The organism is Pseudomonas sp. NFACC42-2, from assembly GCF_900116055.1.
GTDB lineage: Bacteria > Pseudomonadota > Gammaproteobacteria > Pseudomonadales > Pseudomonadaceae > Aquipseudomonas > Aquipseudomonas marginalis.
In genome coordinates this window covers 166891-190558 of record NZ_FOZO01000004.1, presented here as the reverse complement: position 1 = coordinate 190558, position 23668 = coordinate 166891, and the positions used below count along the sequence as shown (strand labels likewise).

General features: G+C 61.7%; 25 protein-coding genes. 14 read left to right on the top strand and 11 right to left on the bottom strand.

Annotation, left to right across the window (positions count from 1 at the left end; translation table 11 throughout):
• Positions 1–26: 26 nt before the first annotated feature.
• The 3 genes from uvrD to BM416_RS11685 all read left to right on the top strand — a co-directional run bounded on the left by uvrD (position 27) and on the right by BM416_RS11685 (position 3809).
• Entirely contained in the window at positions 27–2210 is a 2184-nt protein-coding gene (uvrD, locus tag BM416_RS11695) for a DNA helicase II (RefSeq protein ID WP_092488166.1), read from the top strand.
• Between the two features lie 189 nt (positions 2211–2399).
• Complete coding sequence (locus BM416_RS11690; protein ID WP_092488165.1) at positions 2400–3269, top strand: Tim44 domain-containing protein; 870 nt, start codon at positions 2400–2402, stop codon at positions 3267–3269.
• Positions 3270–3401: 132 nt separating this feature from the next.
• Positions 3402–3809 carry an SMI1/KNR4 family protein gene (locus BM416_RS11685; RefSeq protein WP_092488164.1) on the top strand — a complete coding sequence of 136 codons (408 nt, stop codon included), beginning with the start codon at positions 3402–3404 and terminating at the stop codon, positions 3807–3809.
• Positions 3810–3884: 75 nt separating this feature from the next.
• On the opposite strand, the gene BM416_RS11680 is transcribed toward BM416_RS11685, so the two are convergent.
• Positions 3885–5648, bottom strand: coding sequence for a cation:proton antiporter (locus tag BM416_RS11680; protein ID WP_027608216.1), 1764 nt, complete (start codon positions 5646–5648; stop codon positions 3885–3887).
• Between the two features lie 291 nt (positions 5649–5939).
• Between BM416_RS11680 and BM416_RS11675 the strand changes: the two genes are divergently transcribed.
• The gene (locus tag BM416_RS11675; RefSeq protein ID WP_003177014.1) at positions 5940–6425 is read left to right on the top strand and encodes an acyl-CoA thioesterase; all 486 of its coding nucleotides are present in this window, start codon (positions 5940–5942) and stop codon (positions 6423–6425) included.
• Positions 6426–6481: 56 nt separating this feature from the next.
• On the opposite strand, the gene pdxY is transcribed toward BM416_RS11675, so the two are convergent.
• The gene (pdxY, locus tag BM416_RS11670) at positions 6482–7354 is read right to left on the bottom strand and encodes a pyridoxal kinase PdxY (RefSeq protein WP_065926771.1); all 873 of its coding nucleotides are present in this window, start codon (positions 7352–7354) and stop codon (positions 6482–6484) included.
• 117 nt (positions 7355–7471) lie between these two features.
• Between pdxY and BM416_RS11665 the strand changes: the two genes are divergently transcribed.
• Positions 7472–7867 (top strand): DUF3301 domain-containing protein, encoded by a 396-nt coding sequence (locus BM416_RS11665; protein ID WP_065926772.1) that lies wholly within the window; start codon positions 7472–7474, stop codon positions 7865–7867.
• Here the strand turns inward: BM416_RS11665 and BM416_RS11660 are convergent.
• Genes BM416_RS11660 through dksA form a run of 4 tightly spaced genes read right to left on the bottom strand, consistent with a single transcriptional unit; the run spans position 7861 to position 11149 of the window.
• Positions 7861–8823 carry a CobW family GTP-binding protein gene (locus BM416_RS11660; RefSeq protein ID WP_092488163.1) on the bottom strand — a complete coding sequence of 321 codons (963 nt, stop codon included), beginning with the start codon at positions 8821–8823 and terminating at the stop codon, positions 7861–7863. The two genes, BM416_RS11665 and BM416_RS11660, sit on opposite strands and share 7 nt — an antisense overlap.
• A 44-nt stretch (positions 8824–8867) precedes the next feature.
• Positions 8868–9512 (bottom strand): DUF1826 domain-containing protein, encoded by a 645-nt coding sequence (locus BM416_RS11655; RefSeq protein ID WP_092488162.1) that lies wholly within the window; start codon positions 9510–9512, stop codon positions 8868–8870.
• On the bottom strand, positions 9512–10717 hold the full coding sequence (gene zigA, locus BM416_RS11650) for a zinc metallochaperone GTPase ZigA (RefSeq protein WP_065926775.1): 1206 nt from the start codon (positions 10715–10717) through the stop codon (positions 9512–9514). The genes BM416_RS11655 and zigA overlap by 1 nt, the downstream gene beginning before the upstream one ends.
• A gap of 27 nt (positions 10718–10744) precedes the next feature.
• A complete protein-coding gene (dksA, locus tag BM416_RS11645) occupies positions 10745–11149 on the bottom strand; it encodes an RNA polymerase-binding protein DksA (protein ID WP_092488161.1) in 405 nt (134 codons plus the stop codon).
• A 125-nt stretch (positions 11150–11274) separates the two neighbouring features.
• Here dksA and BM416_RS11640 point away from each other — a divergent pair, with 125 nt between their 5' ends.
• Positions 11275–11643: a glutamine synthetase gene (locus tag BM416_RS11640; protein WP_092488160.1), complete on the top strand. Its 369-nt coding sequence runs from the start codon at positions 11275–11277 to the stop codon at positions 11641–11643.
• On the opposite strand, the gene BM416_RS11635 is transcribed toward BM416_RS11640, so the two are convergent.
• A complete protein-coding gene (locus BM416_RS11635; RefSeq protein WP_092488159.1) occupies positions 11640–12851 on the bottom strand; it encodes an N-acetylmuramoyl-L-alanine amidase in 1212 nt (403 codons plus the stop codon). The two genes, BM416_RS11640 and BM416_RS11635, sit on opposite strands and share 4 nt — an antisense overlap.
• 128 nt (positions 12852–12979) lie before the next feature.
• Between BM416_RS11635 and folE2 the strand changes: the two genes are divergently transcribed.
• From folE2 to BM416_RS11600, 7 genes are read left to right on the top strand one after another with little or no spacing between them, the layout of a single operon-like run.
• Entirely contained in the window at positions 12980–13870 is an 891-nt protein-coding gene (gene folE2 / locus BM416_RS11630) for a GTP cyclohydrolase FolE2 (RefSeq protein WP_092488158.1), read from the top strand.
• Positions 13867–14535: a metal ABC transporter ATP-binding protein gene (locus BM416_RS11625; protein ID WP_092488157.1), complete on the top strand. Its 669-nt coding sequence runs from the start codon at positions 13867–13869 to the stop codon at positions 14533–14535. Before folE2 ends, BM416_RS11625 begins: the two co-directional genes overlap by 4 nt.
• The gene (locus BM416_RS11620) at positions 14535–15401 is read left to right on the top strand and encodes a metal ABC transporter permease (RefSeq protein ID WP_092488156.1); all 867 of its coding nucleotides are present in this window, start codon (positions 14535–14537) and stop codon (positions 15399–15401) included. The genes BM416_RS11625 and BM416_RS11620 overlap by 1 nt, the downstream gene beginning before the upstream one ends.
• An 11-nt stretch (positions 15402–15412) precedes the next feature.
• Positions 15413–16291 carry a metal ABC transporter substrate-binding protein gene (locus BM416_RS11615; protein WP_092488155.1) on the top strand — a complete coding sequence of 293 codons (879 nt, stop codon included), beginning with the start codon at positions 15413–15415 and terminating at the stop codon, positions 16289–16291.
• On the top strand, positions 16288–16701 hold the full coding sequence (hisI, locus tag BM416_RS11610; protein ID WP_175539057.1) for a phosphoribosyl-AMP cyclohydrolase: 414 nt from the start codon (positions 16288–16290) through the stop codon (positions 16699–16701). The genes BM416_RS11615 and hisI overlap by 4 nt, the downstream gene beginning before the upstream one ends.
• Complete coding sequence (locus BM416_RS11605; protein WP_027608202.1) at positions 16698–17258, top strand: gamma carbonic anhydrase family protein; 561 nt, start codon at positions 16698–16700, stop codon at positions 17256–17258. The genes hisI and BM416_RS11605 overlap by 4 nt, the downstream gene beginning before the upstream one ends.
• 3 nt (positions 17259–17261) lie before the next feature.
• Positions 17262–18599: a dihydroorotase gene (locus tag BM416_RS11600; protein WP_092488154.1), complete on the top strand. Its 1338-nt coding sequence runs from the start codon at positions 17262–17264 to the stop codon at positions 18597–18599.
• Here the strand turns inward: BM416_RS11600 and BM416_RS11595 are convergent.
• Positions 18596–19117: a DUF3617 domain-containing protein gene (locus tag BM416_RS11595; RefSeq protein ID WP_027608200.1), complete on the bottom strand. Its 522-nt coding sequence runs from the start codon at positions 19115–19117 to the stop codon at positions 18596–18598. The genes BM416_RS11600 and BM416_RS11595 overlap by 4 nt on opposite strands.
• A gap of 130 nt (positions 19118–19247) precedes the next feature.
• Here BM416_RS11595 and cls point away from each other — a divergent pair, with 130 nt between their 5' ends.
• The gene (cls, locus tag BM416_RS11590; protein WP_092488153.1) at positions 19248–20687 is read left to right on the top strand and encodes a cardiolipin synthase; all 1440 of its coding nucleotides are present in this window, start codon (positions 19248–19250) and stop codon (positions 20685–20687) included.
• 76 nt (positions 20688–20763) lie between these two features.
• Here the strand turns inward: cls and cfaB are convergent, their stop codons facing one another.
• The 3 genes from cfaB to BM416_RS11575 form a co-directional block, all read right to left on the bottom strand.
• Positions 20764–21948: a C17 cyclopropane fatty acid synthase CfaB gene (gene cfaB, locus BM416_RS11585; RefSeq protein ID WP_092488152.1), complete on the bottom strand. Its 1185-nt coding sequence runs from the start codon at positions 21946–21948 to the stop codon at positions 20764–20766.
• An 87-nt stretch (positions 21949–22035) separates the two neighbouring features.
• Positions 22036–22824: an HvfC/BufC N-terminal domain-containing protein gene (locus tag BM416_RS11580; protein ID WP_092488151.1), complete on the bottom strand. Its 789-nt coding sequence runs from the start codon at positions 22822–22824 to the stop codon at positions 22036–22038.
• Positions 22815–23660, bottom strand: coding sequence for an MNIO family bufferin maturase (locus BM416_RS11575; protein ID WP_092488150.1), 846 nt, complete (start codon positions 23658–23660; stop codon positions 22815–22817). Before BM416_RS11575 ends, BM416_RS11580 begins: the two co-directional genes overlap by 10 nt.
• Between the last annotated feature and the right edge of the window lie 8 nt (positions 23661–23668).

Below are 23668 nucleotides of genomic sequence, written 5' to 3'. Positions count from 1 at the left end.
CCCCCTCAGGCCCATAGAATGCGTCGATGCGCGATGATCTCTCTCTTTTGCTGAACTCCCTCAACGATGCCCAACGCCAGGCCGTAGCGGCCCCCGTTGGCCGTCAGTTGGTCCTGGCCGGTGCTGGCTCCGGTAAAACCCGAGTGCTGGTGCACCGTATCGCCTGGTTGATCCAGGTCGAGAACGCGTCCCCGCATTCGATCCTGTCGGTGACTTTCACCAACAAGGCCGCTGCCGAGATGCGCCACCGCATCGAGCAGTTGATGGGCATCAGCCCGGCCGGTATGTGGGTGGGCACCTTCCACGGCCTGGCGCACCGCCTGTTGCGGGCACACTGGCAGGAAGCGGGCCTGGCCCAGACCTTCCAGATCCTCGACAGCGATGACCAGCAACGCCTGGTCAAGCGCGTGATCCGCGAGCTGGGTCTCGACGAACAGCGCTGGCCGGCACGCCAGGCCCAGTGGTTTATCAACGGCCAGAAAGACGAAGGCCTGCGCCCGCAGCACATCCAGGCCAGCGGCGATTTGTTCCTGGCCACCATGCGCAGCATTTATGAAGCCTACGAGGCCGCCTGCGCACGCGCCGGCGTCATCGACTTCTCCGAGCTGCTGCTGCGCGCCCTCGACCTGTGGCGCGACAATCCGGGTTTGCTGGCCCATTACCAGAAACGCTTCCGTCACATTCTGGTGGACGAGTTCCAGGACACCAACGCCGTGCAGTACGCCTGGTTGCGTCTGCTGGCCAAGGGCGGCGACAGCCTGATGGTGGTGGGCGACGACGACCAGTCGATCTACGGCTGGCGTGGCGCGAAAATCGAGAACATCTACCAGTATTCCGAGGATTTCCCGGACGCGGTCACCATCCGCCTGGAGCAGAACTACCGCTCCACCGCCGGCATCCTCAAGGCCGCCAACGCCTTGATCGCCAACAACACGGGGCGCCTGGGCAAAGAGCTGTGGACCGACGGCGGCGAAGGCGAGGCGATCAACCTGTATGCCGCGTTCAACGAGCACGATGAAGCGCGCTACGTAGTGGAAACCATCGAAAGCGCGCTGAAAACCGGCCTTGCCCGTAGCGATATCGCGATTCTGTACCGTTCCAACGCCCAATCGCGGGTGCTGGAAGAAGCCTTGCTGCGCGAGCGCATCCCGTACCGCATTTATGGCGGCCAGCGCTTCTTCGAGCGTGCAGAAATCAAGAACGCCATGGCTTACCTGCGTTTGCTCGAAGGCCGTGGCAACGACGCGGCACTGGAGCGGGTGATCAATATCCCGGCCCGTGGCATCGGCGAGAAAACCGTCGAGGCGATTCGCGACCACGCGCGCCATGCCGATGTGTCGATGTGGGAGTCCATGCGCCTGCTCATCGCCAATAAAGGCCTGACGGGGCGTGCTGCCGGGGCGCTGGGGGTGTTTGTCGAGTTGATCGAGAACCTCGCGGCCAAGTGTTCGGAAATGCCCCTGCACTTGATGACTCAGACGGTGATCGAGCAATCCGGGCTGATTGCCTATCACGAAGCGGAAAAAGGCGAGAAAGGCCAGGCCCGGGTAGAAAACCTCGAGGAACTGGTCAGCGCCGCCCGCGCATTCGAAAACACCGAGGAAGACGAAGAGCTGACCCCGCTCGCCGCCTTCCTCGGCCATGCGTCCCTGGAAGCCGGCGACACCCAGGCCGATGAGCATGAAGACAGCATCCAGTTGATGACCTTGCACAGCGCCAAGGGCCTGGAGTTTCCGTATGTGTTCCTGGTGGGCATGGAAGAAGGCCTGTTCCCCCACAAGATGAGCCTGGAAGAGCCCGGCCGCCTTGAAGAGGAACGCCGCCTGGCCTATGTGGGCATCACCCGCGCCATGCAGAACCTAGTGATGACCTACGCCGAGACCCGACGCCTGTACGGCAGCGAGACCTACAACAAGGTGTCGCGCTTCGTACGTGAAGTGCCGAAGGGACTGATCCAGGAAGTGCGCCTGTCCAACAGCGTCAGCCGTCCGTTCGGCGGGGGCCAGCAGCAGAACTCCGGCAGCATGTTCGCCGGTTCCGAGATTCCGGAAACCCCATTCAGCCTGGGCCAGCAGGTCAGGCATGCGATCTTCGGCGAAGGCGTGATCCTCAACTTCGAAGGCGCCGGTGCCCAGGCTCGGGTACAGGTGAACTTCGCCGAAGGCAGCAAATGGCTGATGATGGGCTACGCGAAGCTCGAAGCTGTCTGAAACATTTGCCAACATGAAGGTTATTGGCCCGCCCTTGTTTTTAACGAGCGCGGGCCAATATCTGTAATACGTCCTACAGACCATTCTGATTCGGTCTTACGCAAAAGCCCGAAACATTATGTCGCTAGCCACTGTCACTACACCTGTGCAACATGGCGCGCGTGCAATCCACAAATGGGAATTCCCTTTATGAAACGTTTTCTTAGCATCGCCATGGCGTTGTGCATCGGCCTGACGATGAGCCTCGACGCCAACGCCAAACGCTTCGGTGGCGGCAAAAGCTCGGGCGCGGCGCCGACTCACCAGACCAGCCAAATGGCTCCATCCGCCGGTGCCGGCGGTGCTGCCGCTACCGCAGGCGCAGCCGGTGCTGCCGGCGCCGCTGCCAAGGCCGGCGGTGCTTCGCGCTGGTTGGGCCCTCTGGCCGGTATCGCGGCCGGTGGCCTGCTCGCTTCCATGTTCATGGGTGGCGGCTTCCAGGGCATGCAGATCTTCGACATCCTGATCATGGCGGTCATCGCCTTCCTGGTCTTCCGTTTCATCGCCGCCCGTCGCCGCAAGCAGCAGGAGCACATGGCTCCGGCCGGCGCGCCGATGCAGCGTGAAGTGTTCGAGCAGAAGCCAGCCATGGGTTCGATCTTCGGTGGTTCGGCAGCGCCTGCCGCAGCCCGCCCGGTGATCAACGCACCGGCGTGGTTCAACGAAGAGCGTTTCGTCGAAGCGGCCCGCAGCCACTTCCAGTCCCTGCAGCAGCACTGGGACGCCAACGAAATGGACAAGATCTCCGAGTTCGTGACCCCACAACTGCTGGAGTTCCTCAAGCGCGAACGCGCCGACCTGGGCGACGGCTTCCAGTCGACCTATATCGACGACCTGCACGTGCAACTGGAAGGTGTGGATGATCGCGCCGACAAGACCATCGCAACGTTGACCTTCAGTGGCGTGTCGAAGACTTCGCGTTTCGACCAGGGTGAAGTGTTCAGCGAAAGCTGGAACATGGAACGTGCCCAAGGCGACAACCAGCCATGGCTGGTCGCCGGTATCCGCCAGAACGGCTGATACCCACGCGCTTGAGCAAGCTGTAAAAAACCCCGGACCTGTCCGGGGTTTTCTATTTCACGGTTGCACTTATGGCGAGCTACTGTATAAAACGCCCCTATAAACCGCGCCATCAGCAAGAGGATCCCGGCCGTGGAAGAAATCATCGAACAATTGCGTGAAGCCAATGAACCGGTTCCGGTTCCTCTGGAGTTGCCTGACGAAGATCAACTGGTGGAAATCGAGGAACAGCTGTTCATCGACATCCCGTTTGTCTTTCGTGAATTCCTGCTGACCGTCAGCGATGTGGTGTACGGCAGCCTGGAGCCGGTGACCGTCACCGACCCGCAATCCCACACCTACCTGCCGGACGTGGCTGCCAACGCCTGGGATGCCGGTGTTGACCGCAGCATGATCCCGATCTGCCAGGACGGTGACGATTACTACTGCGTCGAAGAAGACGGCACCGTGGTGCTGTGGTCCGGCGAAGAAGAACTCATCACCGAAGAGACCTGGGAATCGGTGTGGCACTGGGCGCGGGACGTCTGGCTGGAAAGCTGAGACCTGACCCCCGTGGCGAACGGGCTTGCGGTGGTGAGCGGGCTTGTCCCGCGCCGGGCCGCGTAGCGGCCCCCACTAGTGCTCCGGCGTATCCTTATGGTTATCCAGCGTCTCCAGCAAGGCGACCTGCATCCGCGTATGTACACGGATGAACCATCGCCAGAGCACGGCCGCCACCGCCGCCGTGACCACGGCAATCAGCACCAGCAACTTGTTGGTCGGCAGAATACTGGCCGACAAGGCTGCCAATAGCACAAAGATCACCAGCAGCGACAAAATCGGGATCAGCTCCGCAATCACCCGTCGCACACGCTGGGTATGTCGCCCGGCCATTTCCGGCTTCACGCTCATCTCCGCCAGCAACATCGACAGCGCCTTGAGCTTGCGGTACGCCGCAATCAGGAACGGCAGCGACAACAGCAATGCCCCACCCCAGATCAACGCCTTCTGCCAGCTTGGATCACTGATCCAACCTTCCAGATACCCACCAATGCGCACCGCGAAAAAGCTTCCGGCGAAGAAAATCGCGATCACCAGCGCCAGGTTAACGCCCACCTGCAGGATGATCTTGCGGATCATCGACGCCAGCATTGCGCCCTCGCCTTGCGGCTGAATACTGCGCAACCATTCGCCGTACATGCCGAACACCCGGCTCAGGCGCTTGGGCATCACGGCGGCGATCTTCAATGACAAAGGGTCGGCGCCGCGAATCAGGTACGGCGTGAGCAGCGTAGTGATCGCCGAAACGGCCACCGCCACCGGATACAGGAAGTCGCTGGTCACCTGCAAGGTCATGCCCAGCGCGGCGATAATGAAGGAAAACTCGCCAATTTGTGACAGCCCCATGCCTACGCGCAGTGAGGTACGGCCGTCATTGCCGGCGATAAAGGCTCCCAGGCCGCAGGACAGCATCTTGCCCAGCACCACGGCCACGGTGATCACCGCGATCGGCCAGGCGTATTGCAGGAGGATCTGCGGGTCGATCATCAAGCCGATCGCCACGAAGAAGATCGCGCTGAACATGTCGCGAACCGGCTCGATCAGGCGCTCGATCTTAACCAATTGCCGGGATTCGGCCATGATCGCGCCGATCAGAAACGCCCCCAGCACCATGCTGTACTCCAGTTTGACCACCAGCAGGCAGAAACCGAAACACAGGCCCAGTACGGTGATCAGCAGCATTTCGTTGCTCTCGAACTTGGCCACGTAGGCCAGCAGGCGCGGCACCAGCAAAATACCGATGACCAACGCGACGATCATGAACAGCGAGAGCTTGCCGACCGTGGAGAACACCTCGCCGGAACTCACCGTGCCGCTGACGGCGATGCTCGAGAGCAAGGCGATGATGCCGATGCCGAGGATGTCTTCCACAATCAGCACGCCAAAAATAAGTTGGGCGAAGCGCTGGTTTTTCATCTTCAGGTCATTGAGTGCCTTCACGATGATGGTGGTGGAGGAAATCGCCAGGATCGCGCCGAGGAACAGCGAGTCCATGGTGTTCCAGTCGAACCAGCGGCCAATCTCGTAGCCGATCCAGATCATCAGGATGATTTCCAGGAAGGCCGCGATAAACGCCGTGGCCCCCACCTTGAACAGCTTGCGCAGGCTGAACTCCAGGCCCAGGCAGAACATCAGGAAGATCACCCCCAGCTCGGCGAGGGTCTTGATGGTGTCTTCGTCGTGGATCAGTCCGAACGGCGGGGTGTGCGGGCCAATGATGAAGCCGGCGACGATGTACCCCAGCACTACGGGTTGCTTGAGGCGGTGAAACAGGACGGTGACCACCCCTGCCACCAGCATGATCACGGCCAAGTCCTGGATAAAGCTGATGGCGTGCATGGCGAGGGGCTCCTTGAGGGTACTGGCGCTTTTCCCACTTCCGCACGCGCCTTTGAAAAATCGCAAAATGCGGAAGGAAAAGTCTGCCTTGATCGTAAGAAATGCCCTGAGATGGGCTTTTGAAGGTTAACACCGCGACTTCCGCCGGAAAGCCGGTGCAATATATGGAAACAGATCGGTGAACGCGTGACGGCAAGCCGCCCACCGGCGTCCCGTAAGGGATGGCGCTGCAAAGATCCCAGCACCCGCAGAGGTGCCCCCCAACCAATGCCTACAACCCGTGAGTGTGCTATGGAACCCGGAAACGCCCAGCTGTCGATGACGGTATTGATGACCCCTGACATGGCCAACTTCTCAGGCAATGTCCACGGCGGCACCTTGCTCAAGTACCTCGACGAAGTGGCCTACGCCTGTGCGAGCCGTTATGCCGGTCGCTATGTGGTGACGCTGTCGGTGGATCAGGTGATTTTTCGCGAACCGATCCATGTCGGCGAGCTGGTGACATTCCTTGCCTCGGTCAACTACACCGGCAATACGTCGATGGAAGTGGGCATCAAGGTGGTGACCGAGAACATCCGCGAGCGCTCGGTACGTCATACCAACAGCTGCTTCTTCACCATGGTGGCCGTGGACGACCAGCGCAAACCCGCTGCCGTACCGCCGCTGCAACCGCACAACAGCGAAGACAAGCGCCGGTTCGTGCAAGCCCAGCAGCGCCGACAGATCCGCCAGGAGCTTGAGAAGCGCTACCAGGAAATCAAGGCTGACGCGCTGTAATTCCAACCAAAAAATGTGGGAGGTTTGCCCCCCCTCCCACATTGGGTTCTGTGTACTTACAGGCTGATCGGCGTCGCCTCGAAACGTACGCGAGGATGAGCGATGCGGTCCTGGGCGCGGACCAGTTCCAGTTCATAACTGGCGCAGGCCTGGGTTTCCAGCAGCACTTCGTGCACCGCCGCGGCCGTGAACTCAAAAGCCGCCAACAGGCTGTCGCCCAACAGCACCCGCGCCAGGAACAACCCCGACGTCAGGTCGCCCACGCCCACCGGCTGGCGCGGGAACGCCAGCAGCGGCCGACGCAGGTGCCAGCTGCCCTCGGCGGTTACCAGCAGCATCTCGAAACCATCCGGCAACTTGCCCGGGTAATCCAGGTGCTTGACCAGCACCGCCTTCGGGCCACGGGCCAGCAATGCCTTGGCCATGCCCAGGCAGTCGAACAGCGATTGCGGCTTGCGCCCGGCAAAGCTGTCCAGCTCCAGTTGGTTGGGGCACAGGAAATCGGCCATGGCCGCCGCTTCATCCAGCAGGAAATCGCTGACGTCCTGCGGCACGATGCAGCCTTTTTCCGGGTGACCCATCACCGGGTCGCACAGGTACAGGGCCTTGGGGTTGATGGCCTTGATGCGCGCCACACCGGTAAGAATCGCGCGGCCCTGATCCGCACTGCCCAGGTAGCCAGACAGGATCGCATCGCAGTTGCCCAGCTCGCCGATGGCGGCAATGCCTTCCACCAGAGCAGGAATCTGCTGCGGCGCCAACACTTCGCCCGCCCACTGACCATACTGGGTATGGTTGGAGAACTGCACCGTGTTCAGCGGCCAGACGTTCACCCCGACCCGCTGCATGGGGAACACGGCGGCGCTGTTTCCGGCGTGGCCAAAGACCACATGAGACTGGATCGCAAGCAGATGAGGTGTGCGTTTCATGCAGGAGATTTCCGTAAAGCCATTGAAATTCTGGCCGCGCAGTATGCGACTAAACGCAGCCTGTACGACAGACCGACGACACAGTTAAGCTGCTCTCACTTTGTTGGAGTTTTTCGCATGCTGACCCTGGGAAACATCTTCGTGTTGATGCTGCTGGCGACCGGCGCCGCCTGGGTATGGCACAACCACGGCCTGCGAGAGCGGGCGTTGGCGCGGGTCAAGCAGCATTGCGCCAAGCTCGATATCGAATTGCTCGACGGCGCCGTGGCGTTGAAGCGCATCGGTTTTGTGAAGGATGCCAACGGTCGGCGGCGTCTGGCGCGTATCTACAATTTCGAGTTCACCGTCACGGGCGAGACCCGTCACAGCGGGACCATCACACAATTCGGCGCCCACAGCGCGCAGATCGAACTGGCGCCCTACCCGTTCGAGGTCAAGGAAGCGCTGCCCAGCGCCAATGTGATCGAGCTGAGCCAATGGCGCCAGGACCACGCCACCAAGAACCGTCAGTAACGGCAGGCAGCCAGTGCGGCCTGCAATGCGGCTACGTCCTGGGGTGCACTGAAGATCAGTTCGATACGTGAGTCGCGACGCCATTCGCTGGGTTGCCAGGCAAGCGGGCTGTTATCCACCGCGTTGGCCGAGATCCATCCATCACGGCTGTGGATAACCAGTTTGGCGCGGCGCCACTCAAGCGCTGTCAGCCACAGGTGCAGACGCTCGGAATCGAATTGCTGGCTCGGGTGCCAGCGCCAACCGATACTCCAACCGCCCTCCTGGGCCTGGCTCAGGCAGATCGGCACTGCTGGATCGCTCCAGATAGCCGGAAATTGAGCCAACCCCTTGGGCACTGCGAAGTTATCCACAGCCGCTTCAGCCTGCGCATTCAAGCCTGGCAGTTTGCCGAGCGGCACGTGCGCCTGTTGGGTCCAATAAATATCGCGATCGGGTAGCTGTCGTTCGACGGCCTCGCGTTGCGCAGCATCCAACCCCTCATCCTTGTTCAACACCAACAGCCCGGCACTGGCCAACGCTTCCTGCTGCGCCGGCGGCAAGGGTTTGCCCGCCGCCAGCGCCTGGGCGTCCAGCACCAGTACACAGGGCTGAACCGCAAGCACCTGCTGCCACGGCGCTTCGCGCAACTGCTTGAGCAACTGTGCAGGATGGCCCAGGCCCGAGGGTTCGATAAACAAACGATCCGGCTTGGCCTTACGCAGCAGCCGGCCCAGGCCTACCTGGAACGGTGCGCCATTCACACAACAGAGGCAGCCACCGGCAACTTCGCCGAGGGCAATGCCGTCGTCATCCAGGGTCAGCAGTGCAGCGTCCAGGCCGATCTGGCCGAACTCGTTGATCAACACCGCCCAGCGCTCGTTGGCCGGGCGTTGGGAGAGCAGGTGCTTGATCAGGCTGGTCTTGCCGGCGCCCAAGGGCCCGGCAATCACATGGGTGGGAATGTTCTGCAGCATGAGTGCCATCGTTCGGACCGTGTAGAGCGTTTGATCCTACGCGGTTACGCGAGCCAATCCAGCGTCAGAATCAATCGGCGCTCATTCGCTTTCAACGCCGGGGAGCGATGGATCAGGCCGTGATCTTCGTTGCCATGCCATTTGGTGCCTTTGAGCAGGGCCACTTCACCGCACCGGATCTGTTCGATGCGCTCACGGGGTTCAGCGTCCGGTTGGCTGAGCTTGCGCCGGTCCATCACCCCTTCGCGCAACCACTGGCTGCCGATGCCGGCATAGGTGGTGATCAGCCGCACCGGCACATGGTCGACGTGGAAACGCGGGCACATGGCTTTATCCAGCAGCCGCAGGCGCACACCGATGCGCTTGGCGCCGAGCAGGCAAGCAAAGGCGCTGACCAGCCAAGACACATCGGCGATAAAACCTTCGTAGCCTTCAAGATCGCGGCAGCTGGACGCCAGACCGCACAGGTTCGGCTCGGCGTCTTCGCTGTTGAGTTCGATCACCAAGGACTCGGCCAACGGCTCATTGAGCGCCACCAGCAAGGCGCCGAACTCGGCGATATGCAACGGCAATTGGCGCTGCCACAGCGCCAGGTTCACGCCGTCTTCGAGAATATCGGACAGCGCCAGCGGGGTTTCACCACAGGTCTGGCGCACCACCGGGCGCAAGGGGATAAGCGGTGCCAGCATCAGGCGGCCTCTTCATACCAGGGACCAAACGGATCAGCCAGCAGGCGCCAACCTTCGACACCCAGGGCCAGTTCTTCATCGGTGAGCAAGCACGCGTCCAACTCGGCACGCATCCGCGCGAAGTCGATGTTTTGTCCGATAAACACCAGTTCCTGACGGCAGTCGCCGGTACTGAGCTGCCAGTTGCCCATGATGGCGGCGACGCTTTCTTCGTCCTGGGGCCATTGGCTTTTTGGCACAAAGCGCCACCAGCGTCCGGCAAACCCGTGGCGCATCAAGCCACCGGCCTGGGACCAACTACCCGCATCCTGGTGCTTGCTGGCCAGCCAGAAAAAGCCCTTGGAACGCAGCAATTTGCCGTTGACCCAAGGCCGGTCGATAAAGTCGAAGAAGCGTTGCGGGTGGAAGGGCCGACGCGCGCGGTAGGCCGTGGAGGCGATACCGTACTCTTCGGTTTCCGGTACATGTTCACCCCGCAGCTCCTGCAACCAGCCCGGCGCCTGCGCGGCACGTTCGAAGTCGAAGCGGCCGGTGTTGAGGATCTTGTGCAGCGGCACCTCGCCCATGACCATCGGGATGATTTCCGCCTGGGCGTTGAGGCGTTCAAGGATCGCCATCAGTTCCTCGCGCTCATGGCTGCTGATCAGGTCGATCTTGCTGATCAGGATCACATCGGCGAATTCGATCTGCTCGATCAACAGGTCGGTGATCGAGCGTTCGTCTTCCTCACCGAGGGTTTCGCCCCGTGAGGCGAGGCTTTCGGCGGCCTGGTAGTCGAGCAGGAAGTTCATGCCGTCGACCACGGTGACCATGGTGTCCAGGCGCGCGATATCGGCCAGGCTTTGTTCGTTTTCATCACGGAAGGTGAAGGTTTCAGCCACCGGCAACGGCTCGGAGATACCGGTGGACTCGATCAGCAGGTAATCGAAGCGACCTTCCTTGGCGAGTTTTCCGACTTCTTCGAGCAAGTCTTCACGCAAGGTGCAGCAGATACAGCCGTTACTCATCTCCACCAGTTTCTCTTCGGAACGGTTGAGAGTGACGTCACGCTGCACCTCGCTGCCGTCGATGTTGATTTCGCTCATGTCATTGACGATCACCGCCACGCGCAGGTTTTCGCGGTTGCGCAGGACGTAGTTGAGCAGCGTGCTTTTACCGGCGCCGAGAAAGCCGGACAACACGGTAACGGGGAGACGATTGGGCATCAGGTAATCCTCATCAGGGTTGGCCGGTCAAATCGCCCGTTTATGGCGTTCGCGCAGCTCTTGACGTTCTTTGGCTTCGATACACAGGGTGGCGGTGGGACGCAGCAGCAGGCGTTGCAGGCCGATGGGCTCACCGGTTTCGCGGCACCAGCCGTACTCGCCACGGGCCAGCAGTTCGAGGGCGTCGTCGATCTTGTCGAGCAGCTTCTTTTCCCGCTCCAGCAAGCGCAGTTGCCACTGGCGCTGTTCTTCGGCGCTGCCCACATCGGCCGGGTCGCTGTTGGGCTCCTGCTCGCGCAGCATCAGGAATTCGCCCTCGATGCGCGCTTGCAGTTCATGGCGCTGAGTCAGCAGCAGTTCGCGGAAAAAGCCCTGCTGGGCTTCATTCATGTAGTCGGCGGGCGGTTGGGCCAGCAGGTCTTGTTCAGTCATGGGGAGCGGTTCACGGGTCAGGCTGTGCTTTTATGTTATAGTATAACAATACAAATAAGCCAATCCCCCTTGCTCGTTACGACGAAGGGCGCAATGCTTGAACACTTCCCAGCCCGAGACACCCTATGAAATACCTGGTGTGCGCCCTGTTACTGGCAGTCGCAGGGCCTGCCTGCGCCCAAGCGCCAAGCTTGCTGGCCAAGTGCACGCGCAGCGCCAATCTGTTGGCCTGTGTGGACCCGCTAGGCAATGCCTACAGCGTAGCGACGGTGGGCACCACCACGTATCTGCGCGGTTTCGAGGTGATCGGGAAACGTTATTGGGCACAAACCAACAGCCGCTACGGGCAACTGACGTTCTTTACCGGTTTGGCGTCGGATGGAGAGGCATGGGTCGGCTACACGCGGCGGGTGGGTTGGACCACGATCAACCGGTTTTCCAGCTCCGGAGGCGCCACTGCCAAATTCACGTGCAGCCGAATTACCGGCTGTTAGGCCTGAGCATTCTTCTGTTCCTGAACCCAGGCCATATAGCTGTTCATCGGCGGGTTCTTCTGGAAGTATTTTTTCAGGCCTTCGAACAAGCCATCCGCAACCGCTTGTTGATGGCGCGCCGTCACCAGGCGCTGGGCGTCCTGGGCATTGGAGATAAACCCGGTCTCCACCAGGATCGACGGTACGTCCGGTGACTTGAGCACCGCGAACCCCGCCTGTTCCACACGCTTCTGATGCAGGCTGGTGATGCTTTGCAGGCTCCCCAACACCGAGCTGCCCAGTTGCAGGCTGGAAGCGATGGTGGCGTTCATCGACATATCAAGAATCACCCCGGCCAGCATCGGGTCCTTATCCTTGAGATTGAGCAACGTGGTGGCGCCCAGCAAATCCGCGCCGTTTTCGCGCTGGGCCATAAAGCGCGCCGTGGCCGAGGTCGCGCCGCCCTCCGACAGCGCATACACCGAGGCGCCCGAGGCCGTGAGCCGTGGCGCGGCATCGGCATGCACCGAGATGAACATATCGGCCTTGTGCTGACGGGCGATGTCCACACGCTTGCGCAGCGGCACAAAGAAGTCGTCGTTACGCACCAGTTTCACGTCAAAACCCTTTTCGCGTTTCAGGCGCTTGGCCAGCAGTTGGGCGATAGACAACACCACGTCTTTTTCGCGCTGGCCCTTGGACCCGACAGCACCGGGGTCTTTGCCGCCGTGGCCGGGGTCGACCACCACAATGATGTCGCGCCTGGGGTGCGCCTTGTCCACCGGGGCCGCCAGGGGCACGGCTTCAGCCGCGATTTGACGCGGTGCACGGGTGGCGCTGGTGAGGTCCAGCACCAGGCGATGGCCCTGCCCGTCCTGAGGCGGCAATACAAAGCTGTTGAGCTGCATCGGCGCGGCCAGGTCGAGCACGATGCGCGTATCCGCCTTGCCGAAATGCCCCGAGCGAATCGAGGTGATCCCGCTGTTCTTCAGCTCAAGTTGAGAAAAGTCACCACTGAGACCGGCGCCGCTCAGGTCGATGATCAGGCGCTCCGGGGCAGTCAGGGAGAAGGTCTTGTATTGCACTGGGCCGCTAAGGTCGAACACCAGGCGCAGCTTATCGTCCGAGCGCCACAGGCGTGCATTGCGGATCTGGGTCGCGTGGGCGGCGAACGGCAAAGCAAACAAAGGGCTGGCCAGGAGCAGGTTGAGGAGCTGACGTCTGTGCATGACAAATACCGCAAATAAAGGAGTGTCCGTACTCCACATGAGTGAAAAAAGGCCGGGGCAGAAAATTCATCGTCGACTCTATTGCTATACTATAACATGTCGAATTATTTCCAACGATGGACCTGCTTATGAATGCGCTGACTCTGCCGGATATTGCCGCGCAGGCTTCACGCCAAGCCTTACCACTCGATTGGGTGGGCATGTGTGGCATCGCCCTGCCGATCCTCATTGATGGCCAACGCCTGAGCGCCAGCGCCGATGCCGGCGTCAGCCTGGACGATGGCACCGCCCGTGGCATTCATATGTCACGCCTGTACCTGGCACTGGAGATGCTCGAACAGCAGCCCGTTACGCCTGCACTTCTGCGCAATGTACTGCAGCGGTTTCTCGACAGTCATGAAGATTTATCTAAGAACGCCTACCTGCGTCTGCACACGAATTTACTGCTGAAACGCCCAGCACTGGTCAGCCCATTGGCCGGCTGGAAGGGCTACCCGGTGAGCATCGAGGCGCGCCTGGAAAACCAGATGTTCCACGTGGAACTAAAAATTGACGTTACCTATTCTTCAACCTGCCCCTGTTCCGCTGCCCTCGCCAGGCAGTTGATTCAGCAGCAATTTCTCCAAGACTTCGGCAACACGCCGTTGCAGCATGAAGACGTGCTGACCTGGCTCGGCAGCGCCACCGGTATCGTCGCCACGCCCCACAGCCAGCGCAGCAGCGCGCAGTTGCACGTGCACCTGCAAGGCGAGCATCTGGCGCTGACCGAGCTGATCAACGCTGCCGAAGCCGCCCTTGGCACCGCCGTACAAACCGCCGTAAAACGCGCGGACGAACAAGCCTTCGCCCTGGCCAACGGGCAGAACCTGATGTTCTGCGAAGACGCCGCCCGCCGCCTTAACCTCGCCTTGAAACGCTCGGATGCGGTCAAAGCCTTCCACCTCAAAGTGATCCACGCCGAAAGCCTGCACGCGCACGATGCCGTGGCTGAAAGCCGCTGGACGAGAAACCCTGCATGATCACCTGCACCGCTTTACGCTGGGGCGCCCCCGGCCAACCGCTCACTCCCGCCGTGGATTTCACCCTGGAAAAAGGCAGCCTCACCGGCGTGATCGGCCCCAACGGCTGCGGTAAAAGCAGCCTGCTTAAAGTCATCGCCGGCCTGCAAAAACCGTTGGCGGGCAAAGTGACCGTGGATGTTCCACGCCGAGGTGGCCTGTCGTTCCTGCCCCAGCAACAGCACCTTGACCGCCAGTTCCCCATCAGCCTGCAAGAACTGGTCGCCGCCGGCTTCTGGGGCACGCGCCTCACCCCGCAGCAAAGAAGCGAGCACCTGCAAAAAGTGCTGGAAGACTGGTGCCTCAGTGGTCTGGAACAGCGCCCGCTGATGGCGTTGTCAGGCGGCCAACTACAACGCGCATTGCTCGCTCGCATGAGCCTTGCCGAGTCGCCAGTGTTACTGCTTGACGAGCCCCATGCCGCTCTGGACGAAGAAGGCCAGGCGCTGTGCTGGAACCACATCCACGCCTGGCACGCCGAAGGCCGAACGTTGGTGGTGGTGTGCCATGACCTCGCCTCCGTACGCCATCACACCCAGCAAGTAGTGCAAATCAAAAGCAGCGGCTGCGTGTTCGGTTCCAGCAAAGAGTTGATCCGCCCGCAGCCGCACATGCAGGTGGCCTGATGCACTTCGCCGCCCATCTGTGGACGCCCTTCCTCGACTTCGTCTTCATGCGTCGCGCCCTGATCGGCGGGCTGGTGCTCGCCTGCAGCACCGCTCCGCTCGGCGTATTTCTGATCCTGCGCCGCATGAGCCTGATCGGTGACGCCGTCGCCCACGGCATATTGCCCGGCGCCGCCCTGGGCTTCTGGTTCGCAGGCTTGAGCCTGCCCGCGCTGACCATCGGCGGCCTGGGCGCGGGCCTGGGCATGGCCGGCCTGTCGGCGTGGATCACGCGCCGCACCGGCCTGCGCGAAGATGCCAGCCTCGCCGCTATCTACCCCATATCCCTCGCCGCCGGCGTGTTGATCCTGGGTCTGGCCGGCAAGCGCCTGGACCTGCTGCACCTGCTGTTCGGCTCTGCCCTGGCCGTCGACGAAACCACCCTGACCGGCATGCTCTGGGTCTCCGGGTTCAGCCTGATCGCCATGGCGCTGATCTACAAACCGCTGCTGCTGGACACCCTCGACCCGCTGTTCCTGCAAACCGTCAGCCGCCTTGGCCCCCTGGCCCACGGCTTGTTCCTGACCCTGGTGGTCCTGAACCTGGTGATTGGCTTCCAGGCCATCGGCGCCTTGATGGTGGTGGGTTTGATGATGTTGCCGGCCATCGCTTCACGCTTCTGGAGCCGGCGCCTGCCGGTGTTGATCGCGGTATCGGCGGTGCTGGGATGCCTGTCGGTGTGGTTGGGTTTGTTGCTGTCGTTCTACTTCTCGCTGCCCAGCGGCCCGGCGATTGTGCTGGTGGCTGGCGGCGGGTACCTGCTGTCCGTGGTCTTCGGTCCGGTGCACGGCTTGCTGCGCCGCCCGCCTTTGCTTACATCCCAATGAGGTGTTTCCCGATGCGCGCTCTACTCGTGCTGTTCAGTCTGCTGCTGCCGTTGTCGATGGCCCAGGCCGCCGACAAACTCCAGGTGGTTACCAGCTTCAGTATTCTCGATGACATCACCCACCAGATCGGTGGCGATCACATCCAGATCAGCAACATGGTCGGCCCCGACGCCGATGCCCATACCTACGAGCCAACCCCGGACGACGCCAAGGCGCTGCTCAAGGCCAAGCTGATCATCAAGAACGGCCTGGGCTTCGAGCCGTGGCTGGACCGCCTGGTGACCAGCACCGAAACCAAGGCCACGGTGGTCACCGCCAGCAAAGGTGTGATCTCCCACACCATGGAGGAAGACGGCGATACCATCCCCGACCCGCACGCCTGGCACAACCTGGCCAACGCCGAAATCTATGTGAACAACATCACCAAGGCGCTGGTGGCTGCCGACCCGGCCAACAAGGCCGACTACCTGCGCAACAGCCAGGCCTACCTGAAAGAAATCTACCGCCTGCTGGCCGAAGCCAAGACCAAGTTCGGCGCGCTGCCACCGGGTAACCGTCGCATCGTCACCTCCCATGACGCCTTCGGTTACCTGGGCCAGGCCTATGGCATCCAGTTCCTGGCGCCGCAAGGCCTGTCCACCGAACGTGAACCTTCGGCCGCCGAAGTCGCCGCGCTGATCACCCAGATTCGCAAGGACAAGGTCAAGGCCGTGTTCATGGAAAACATCAAGGACTCGCGCCTGCTCAAACAGATCGCCGATGAAAGCGGTGCGCAGATTGGCGGCACGCTGTACTCCGACGCCCTGGCCGCAGAAGGGCCGGCGAGCACCTTCACCGGGCTGTTCGAGTACAACCTCAACACCCTGTGCGCAGCGTTGAGCAAGCCGTGACCCTGAGCATGCTCGAACTGGAAGGGGCTGCCGTCGGCAGCCGCTTTCCACTCGCCGCCGTGCTCGACGCCCTGCCGTGGAACAGCGACGGCCTGATCGCCGCCATCGCCCAGCAACACGGCAGCGGCGAAGTGCTGATGCTGGCCTGGATGAATCGCCAGGCCCTCAACGAAACACTGGCTACCGGGCAGGTCTGCTATTGGTCGCGCTCGCGCCGACAGCTGTGGCGCAAAGGCGAACGCTCCGGTCACTGGCAACAGTTGGTGGAAGCGCGCCTGGATTGTGACGGCGACGCGGTACTGCTGATCGTCGACCAACAAGGCCCGGCCTGCCACACCGGCCGCCCCACCTGTTTCTACAACGCCATCGACGGCGCCTACGTTCACATCATTACGGAGCCAGTTGCATGATCCGCAAGAACCCTTCCGGCGATCTGCCGGTGATTGCCGAATCGGCCTACGTCGACAAGACCGCGATCATCTGCGGCAAAGTCATCATCGGCGAGAACGTGTTTGTCGGCCCCTACGCCGTGATCCGCGCCGACGAAGTCGACGCCGGCGGCGCCATGGACCCGATCACCATCGGCGCCAATTCCAACATCCAGGACGGCGTGGTCATCCACTCCAAGTCCGGCGCCGCCGTGACCATCGGCGAATTCACATCCATCGCCCACCGCTCCATCGTCCACGGCCCCTGCACCGTCGGCGACCGGGTGTTCATCGGTTTCAACAGCGTGCTGTTCAATTGCGCCGTCGGCGATGGCTGCGTGGTACGCCATAACTCGGTGGTCGACGGCCGTGATTTGCCCGCCGCCTTCTACGTGCCCTCCACCACCCGCATCGGGCCGAATACCGACCTGTCGCAATTCCCGCCGGTGAGTGTCAGCGCCTCGGAGTTTTCCGAAGACGTGGCACGTACCAACGTCGACCTGGTGCGCGGTTACAAAGCCCTGCAAAACGAGTTCTGAGCCATGAGCCGCCTGCTGATCCGCAACGCCCGCCTGGTGAACGAAGGCGAGGAATTCGACGCCGACGTGCTGGTCGCCAATGGCCGTATCGAAAAGATCGCCAGCAGCATCGGCGGGAACGCCGCGCCCGTGTCCATCGACGCCCAAGGCCAGTGGTTGCTGCCGGGCATGATTGACGACCAGGTGCACTTTCGCGACCCCGGCGCGCCGGACAAGGGCAGCTTCTACAGCGAGTCCCGTGCAGCGGTAGCCGGCGGCATCACCAGCGTCATGGACATGCCCAACACCAACCCGGCCACGCTGAACCTGGAAGCCCTGGCCGATAAAAAGCGCCGCGCGGCCCTGCACTCGGTGGCCAACTACGGCTTTCACTTCGGGGTCAGCAACGACAACCTCGACACCGTCGCCGCCCTCGACCCGCGCGAAGTGGCCGGGGTCAAAGTATTCATGGGTGCCTCCACCGGCAATATGCTGGTGGACGACCCACGGATCCTGGAACGGCTGTTTGCCGAAGTGCCGACCATTCTGCTGGCCCACTGCGAACACACGCCGAGCATCCAAGCCAACGAGCAGCGCATGCGTGAGCGCTTTGGTGACAGGATCCCCGCCGTCGCCCACCCGCTGATCCGCGATGCCGAAGCCTGCTATCGCTCATCCTCCTTCGCGGTGGAATTGGCCAAGCGTCACGGCACGCGCCTGCATGTACTGCACCTGACCAGCGCCCGCGAGTTGGCATTGTTCGAAGACAAACCCCTGGCACAAAAACGCATTACTGCTGAGGTCTGCGTGCATCACCTGCTGTTCGATGACCACGACTATCACCGCCTCGGCCACCAGATCAAATGCAACCCGGCGATCAAGACCCGCGCCGACCGCGACGCCCTGCGCCTGGCCTTGCTGAGTGATCGTCTGGATGTAATAGGCACTGACCATGCGCCGCATACCTGGGCGCAAAAACAGCTGGGGTATCGTGAAGCGCCCGCGGGTCTGCCCCTGGTGCAACACGCGCTGCCGGCGTTGTTGGAGTTGGTGGCCGATGGGCTGCTGCCCCTGACCACCCTGGTGGCCAAGACCAGCCACCGTGTCGCCGACCTGTTTGCCATCCCCGACCGGGGTTACCTGCGCGAAGGGTATTGGGCCGACCTGGTGCTGATCAAACCGGAGCCCGAGGGAAAGCCGGTCAGGCATGAGCCGATTCTTGCCCGCTGCGGCTGGACGCCGTTCGCCGAACGCAGCTTTCGCCACAGCGTGAGCACCACCCTGGTCTCCGGCCACCTGGCCTGGCACAACGGCCAGGTGGTCGACAGCTGTCAGGGTTTACCGCTGTACTTTCTGCGTTAAGCGCGAGGCTTGACCGTGCCGCAATCGGTGCCCAGCCACTGGGCGTGGGTATCCAGGCTGCCCTTCTGCTGAACGCCGGTGGCATTGAAGGTGCCGTTGACGGTGGTGGTGAATTCTTTCTGGCTCTGGAAGGTAGCGACGCCGGTGCCCTGGGCTTTCGGGCAACTGAAACGGAATTTCCACTGATTGCCGGTCTTGTCGGTCACTTCCTGTTTGCAGCCCGATTGCGGGTCGGTCAGGGGGATCGAATCAGAGGCGACTTGTGCCGGGGTGAGGCACACCTGCACGCCTTTGCCGGCCATGGTGATGCCTTGTTTTTCCAGCATGGCGCGCTGTTCGGGGGTCATCTGTTGCTTGAGCTGACCGAGGATCAGCGACAGGTCCGGCAGGTCCTGGTTATCGACTTTCATGTTGCTGGTGGTCAATTCCCACAAGCCCGGCGCCAGCATCTGCGCCTGCGCTGCCAGCGGCAACGACAAACCAACAACCATGGCCAAACCAAGCAGACGAGCATTCATCGGGTAACTCCTGGGCAATTGTGGGCGTTAGACGCCGCAAAAGTGCCAGTGTTGCACGGCAAATAAAATAGCGACATTCGCAGCCGTTCATGGTCTGTTAGGCATTGGATTGTCTGGAGTACCGTCGTCCATGGATTTCTTTGGCCCGCACCTGCTCGCCTACTTCATCGCCACGCTGCACTTTCTCGGGACTCTCGCCGCGATCCACGCGGTGCTGACCGTCAGGACCGCCCAAGGCTCGATCGCCTGGGCCCTGTCACTGATGTTCATGCCCTATCTCACCCTGATCCCCTACCTGATCTTTGGCCGCAGCACCTTCGACGCGTATATCCAGGCGCGCCGCCAGGCCAACCAGGAGATGCACACCGCGATCACCGAGCTGAACTGGCGCCCATGGGTCGAGGAGGCTCTCGCCGCGCGCAACTCCAGTGCCTACGCGTCGTTGCGCGCCATGCCCAAGCTGGGCCGCATGCCGTGCCTGGCAAACAATGAAGTGCGCTTGTTGATCAACGGCGAGGCCACTTTCAGTGCAATCTTCGACGCCATTCGCAGTGCCAAAACCGCCGTGCTGTTCCAGTTCTTCATCATTCATGACGATGAACTCGGTCGCCAGTTACAGGCGCTGTTGAAGGAAAAGGCTGCCCAAGGCGTGGGCATCTACGTCATGTACGACCGCATCGGCAGCCATGCCCTACCCCATCAGTACGTGCAATCGCTGCGCGACGCCGGGGTGCAGGTCAAGGCATTCGCCACCCGCAGCGGTTGGCTCAATCGTTTCCAGGTCAACTTCCGCAACCATCGCAAGATCGTGGTGGTGGACGGTGTCACCGGGTTTGTCGGTGGGCACAATGTAGGCGATGAATACCTGGGCAAAAAACCGCCGTTGGCGCCGTGGCGCGATACCCATGTGCAAGTTACCGGCCCGGTGGTGGCGTGTTTGCAGGAGTCGTTTGCCGAGGACTGGTTCTGGGCCGCGCGCGAGCTGCCGCCGCTGATCCTGCCGGACGCCTACCCCGAAGACGGCGTGCTCTGCCAATTGCTCGCCAGCGGCCCGGCCGATCCCTATGAAACCTGTTCGCTGTTTTTCGTCGAGGCCATCCATGCGGCCACCGAGCGCGTGTGGATCACCAGCCCGTATTTCATCCCCGACGAAGCGGTGTTCGCCGCCCTGCGCCTGGCGGTCCTGCGGGGCGTGGACGTGCGTCTGCTGCTGCCATCGCGGCCCGACCACCGCATCGTGTACGCCGCGTCCAGCCTGTATGCGATCGAGGCGGTGCGCGCCGGTGTCCGGGTGTTCCGCTATACGCCGGGCTTTCTGCATCAGAAGGTGGTGCTGGTGGACAACGAGATCAGCGCCATCGGCAGCGCGAACATGGACAACCGTTCATTCCGGCTGAATTTCGAAGTGATGTTGCTGACGGTCGACGAAGCCTTCGCCAAGCAGGTGGAACAGATGCTGCTGGACGACTTCGCCCAGGCCCATGAAGTGAGCCAGGAAGAAAGCCGCGAGACCCGCCGCCTGCAGCAACTGGGCATGCGGGTGGCGCGCTTGATCTCACCGATTCTCTAATGGCCAATGCGGTAAAAATGTGGGAGGGAGCAAGCCCCCTCCCACATTAGGATCTCCACCTTTCTGGAACATCAACTCAGCGATAGATGTCTTCCCGCGTCCACGGCAGTTCATGGCTGCCATCCGCGTGAGGCTTCACCGCGAGGATCTGGTGCAGGTTGATCCAGCCCCGCGCAAACGCATAGGCACACCCGGCCAGGTACAGCCGCCAGATGCGCAACGCCTGCTCCGGCACCAGCTTCGCCGCCGCTTCGAGGTTGTCTTCCAGGCGCTCGCTCCAATGGTCCAGGGTGCGCGCGTAATGCAGGCGCAGGCTTTCGACGTCGACCACTTCCAGCCCGACTTCGCTGATCTCGGCGGTCATCATCGCCAAATGGGGCAGTTCGCCGTTGGGGAACACATAACGCTCGATAAACTCCCCGGCGCCACGGCCCACAGGCCGGCCGTCGGTGTGCTTGGCGGTAATGCCATGGTTCATCACCAGGCCGCCTTCGCGCACGGCACCAAACAGGGTCTTGCAGTATTGCGCCAGGTTGGCGTGGCCGACGTGCTCGAACATGCCCACGCTCACCACTTTGTCGAAACGACCATCCTGGGGCAGATCGCGGTAGTCGAGCAGTTGCAGGTCGATCTGGTCTTCCAGGCCCTCGGCTTTCACCCGCTCCTTGGCCAATGCCAGCTGTTCCTTGCTCAGGGTGATACCAAACACTTTCACCCCGAACTCACGCGCCGCAAAACGCGCCAGGCCGCCCCAGCCGCAGCCTACGTCGAGCAGGTACTCGCCGGGCTGCAAGCGCAACTTGCGGCACAGGTGGCGGAATTTGTCTTGCTGGGCCTGGTCGATGGATTCGCTGCCGGTTTCGAAATACCCACAGGAATATGCCATGTCCTGGTCCAGCCACAGCTGGTAGAACGCGTTGGACAGGTCGTAGTGGTAGGAAATGGCCGCGGCGTCGGTGGCCTTGTCGTGGATCGAGCGCACCGGACGACTCCCCTCGTCGTCGTCGATCAGGGCATGACTCAGTTCGTCACACACCCGGATCACTTCAGTGATGGAGCCTTCCAGCTCCAGTTTGCCCTCGACGAAGGCTTCGCCCAATGAGTCGAGCGTTGGATGGGACAGTTTGGGCACGACCGTGGGGTCCTTCACCACGATGGTCACACTGGGCTCGGGGCCCAAGTTGAATTCATGGCCATCCCAGAGTCGAAGACGCAGCGGCAGCTGAAGATTCTGTAAGGCCGGTGGAAGTTGCGCGAGCATGAGTAGTCCCCCCTTGTTTCAGACGTCTGGAATGAGGGTAGACCATCCCGAGAAAAAGTAGGAGGCTATCGATTTGATAGCGTTCTTCTATTGGGCCCGGCGCTGGAGCAAACCGTCCTGGATCCACTGTTTCAGCCATGTCACCGCTTGCAGTGGTGCACCCTCTCCATAAGTGACTGCCAGTTGCGCACACAGTTCTGCGAAGGTCCAACCGGTCGTCACCATCCCCGCCAGCGCAAACGCCTCGGCCGGTCCCAGGCTGCGATAACGGCACACATTCTGATCGCGCCATACCAGGCAGATCTGTGCGAAGTCCAAGGTGTGGCTGTCGGGAAAATCCGCGCCATCCTTGCTGGCACGCCAGATGGCCACGGTGTTGAAGTGGCAAAGCCGCTGCTGCACCGATGGTGTCAGGGAGACCTGCAAACCGGGCCAATCCTCGGGCGGCAACACCGCCATATCATCCTGGGTCAGCGGCTCACCCTGCGGCGCATCGAACGCCAGGGTGAAGGCCCACTCCAACTGGGCCAGTTCAACCAGCGGCGCACTTTGCTCGGCCACCAGGTGCTCGTGGATAAACGCCGGAAACCGCTCGCCCAACCAGCGCAGGCTGTAGTGGGCCGAGGGATAACGACGCACATAGGCTTGCGTCAGCAGCGCAAACTCATCATCCCCCAGCCAATACCGGATGGCGCTGAAGTCGTGCCGCAACACCTCCTGCAGCCGTGCCAGATAAGCGTTGTGGTAGATCGCCAGGCCGGTGTCTACATCCAGCGTCGGTCCGCCCAATAACGTGGCGGCAAAGCCACTGTTGGCATCAGGCGTCTGGGCTGACAAGTGCTGTTCAAAGGCCAACTGCCAGTCGGTCAGGCGCATAACGACCTCCGGGCCAAGGCTGCGGCGCCCAGCTTCCGGGCCTTTTCCAGCTCGGTGAGGAGCTCTTCGAACGGCGGGAAATGGTCATCGCGCTCCAACAGCGTCGAGACCGGCCCCAAATGCTCCAGGGTCTGTTGATACAACGCCCACACCGGATCGCACACCGGATGGTCGTGGGTATCGACCACGTAGTCGCCGTAATCCATATGCCCTGCCAGATGCAGCTGGCGGATGCTGTCGGGCGGCAGGTTGCGGATAAAGGTCCAGGCATCGAAGCCATGGTTGCGCGCACTGACATACACATTGTTAACGTCGAGCAGCAACTGGCAGCCCGACAGGTGGGCCAGGGCATTGAGGAATTCCCATTCGGTGAATTCATCCGCCTTGGCACGCACATAACTGGAGACGTTTTCCAGCACCAGCGGGCGCTGCAACACATCCTGCACTTGGCGAACGCGAGCAGCTACGTAGTAGAGGCTTTCTTCGGTGTAAGGCAGGGGCAGCAGGTCGTGCAACTGGTGCGCGCTGCCACGGCTCCAGCACAAATGATCGGAAATCCACGCGGGCTGGATGCGCTCCGCGAGCTGCTTGAGGTGTTTCAGGTAGTCCATGTCGACGGGGTGGGGGCCGCCGATGGACAGGGACACACCGTGCATCACCAACGGGTAACGCTCGGCGATCGCATCCAGGTAGTACAAGGCTTTACCGCCCTGCACCAGATAGTTCTCGGAGATCACTTCGAACCAATCCACGGCCGGCGCGTGTTCAAGGATCTGCTGGTAGTACTCACTGCGTAAACCCAGGCCGTAACCCAGACTTGGAAGGGACGCGGACATGACTCGCT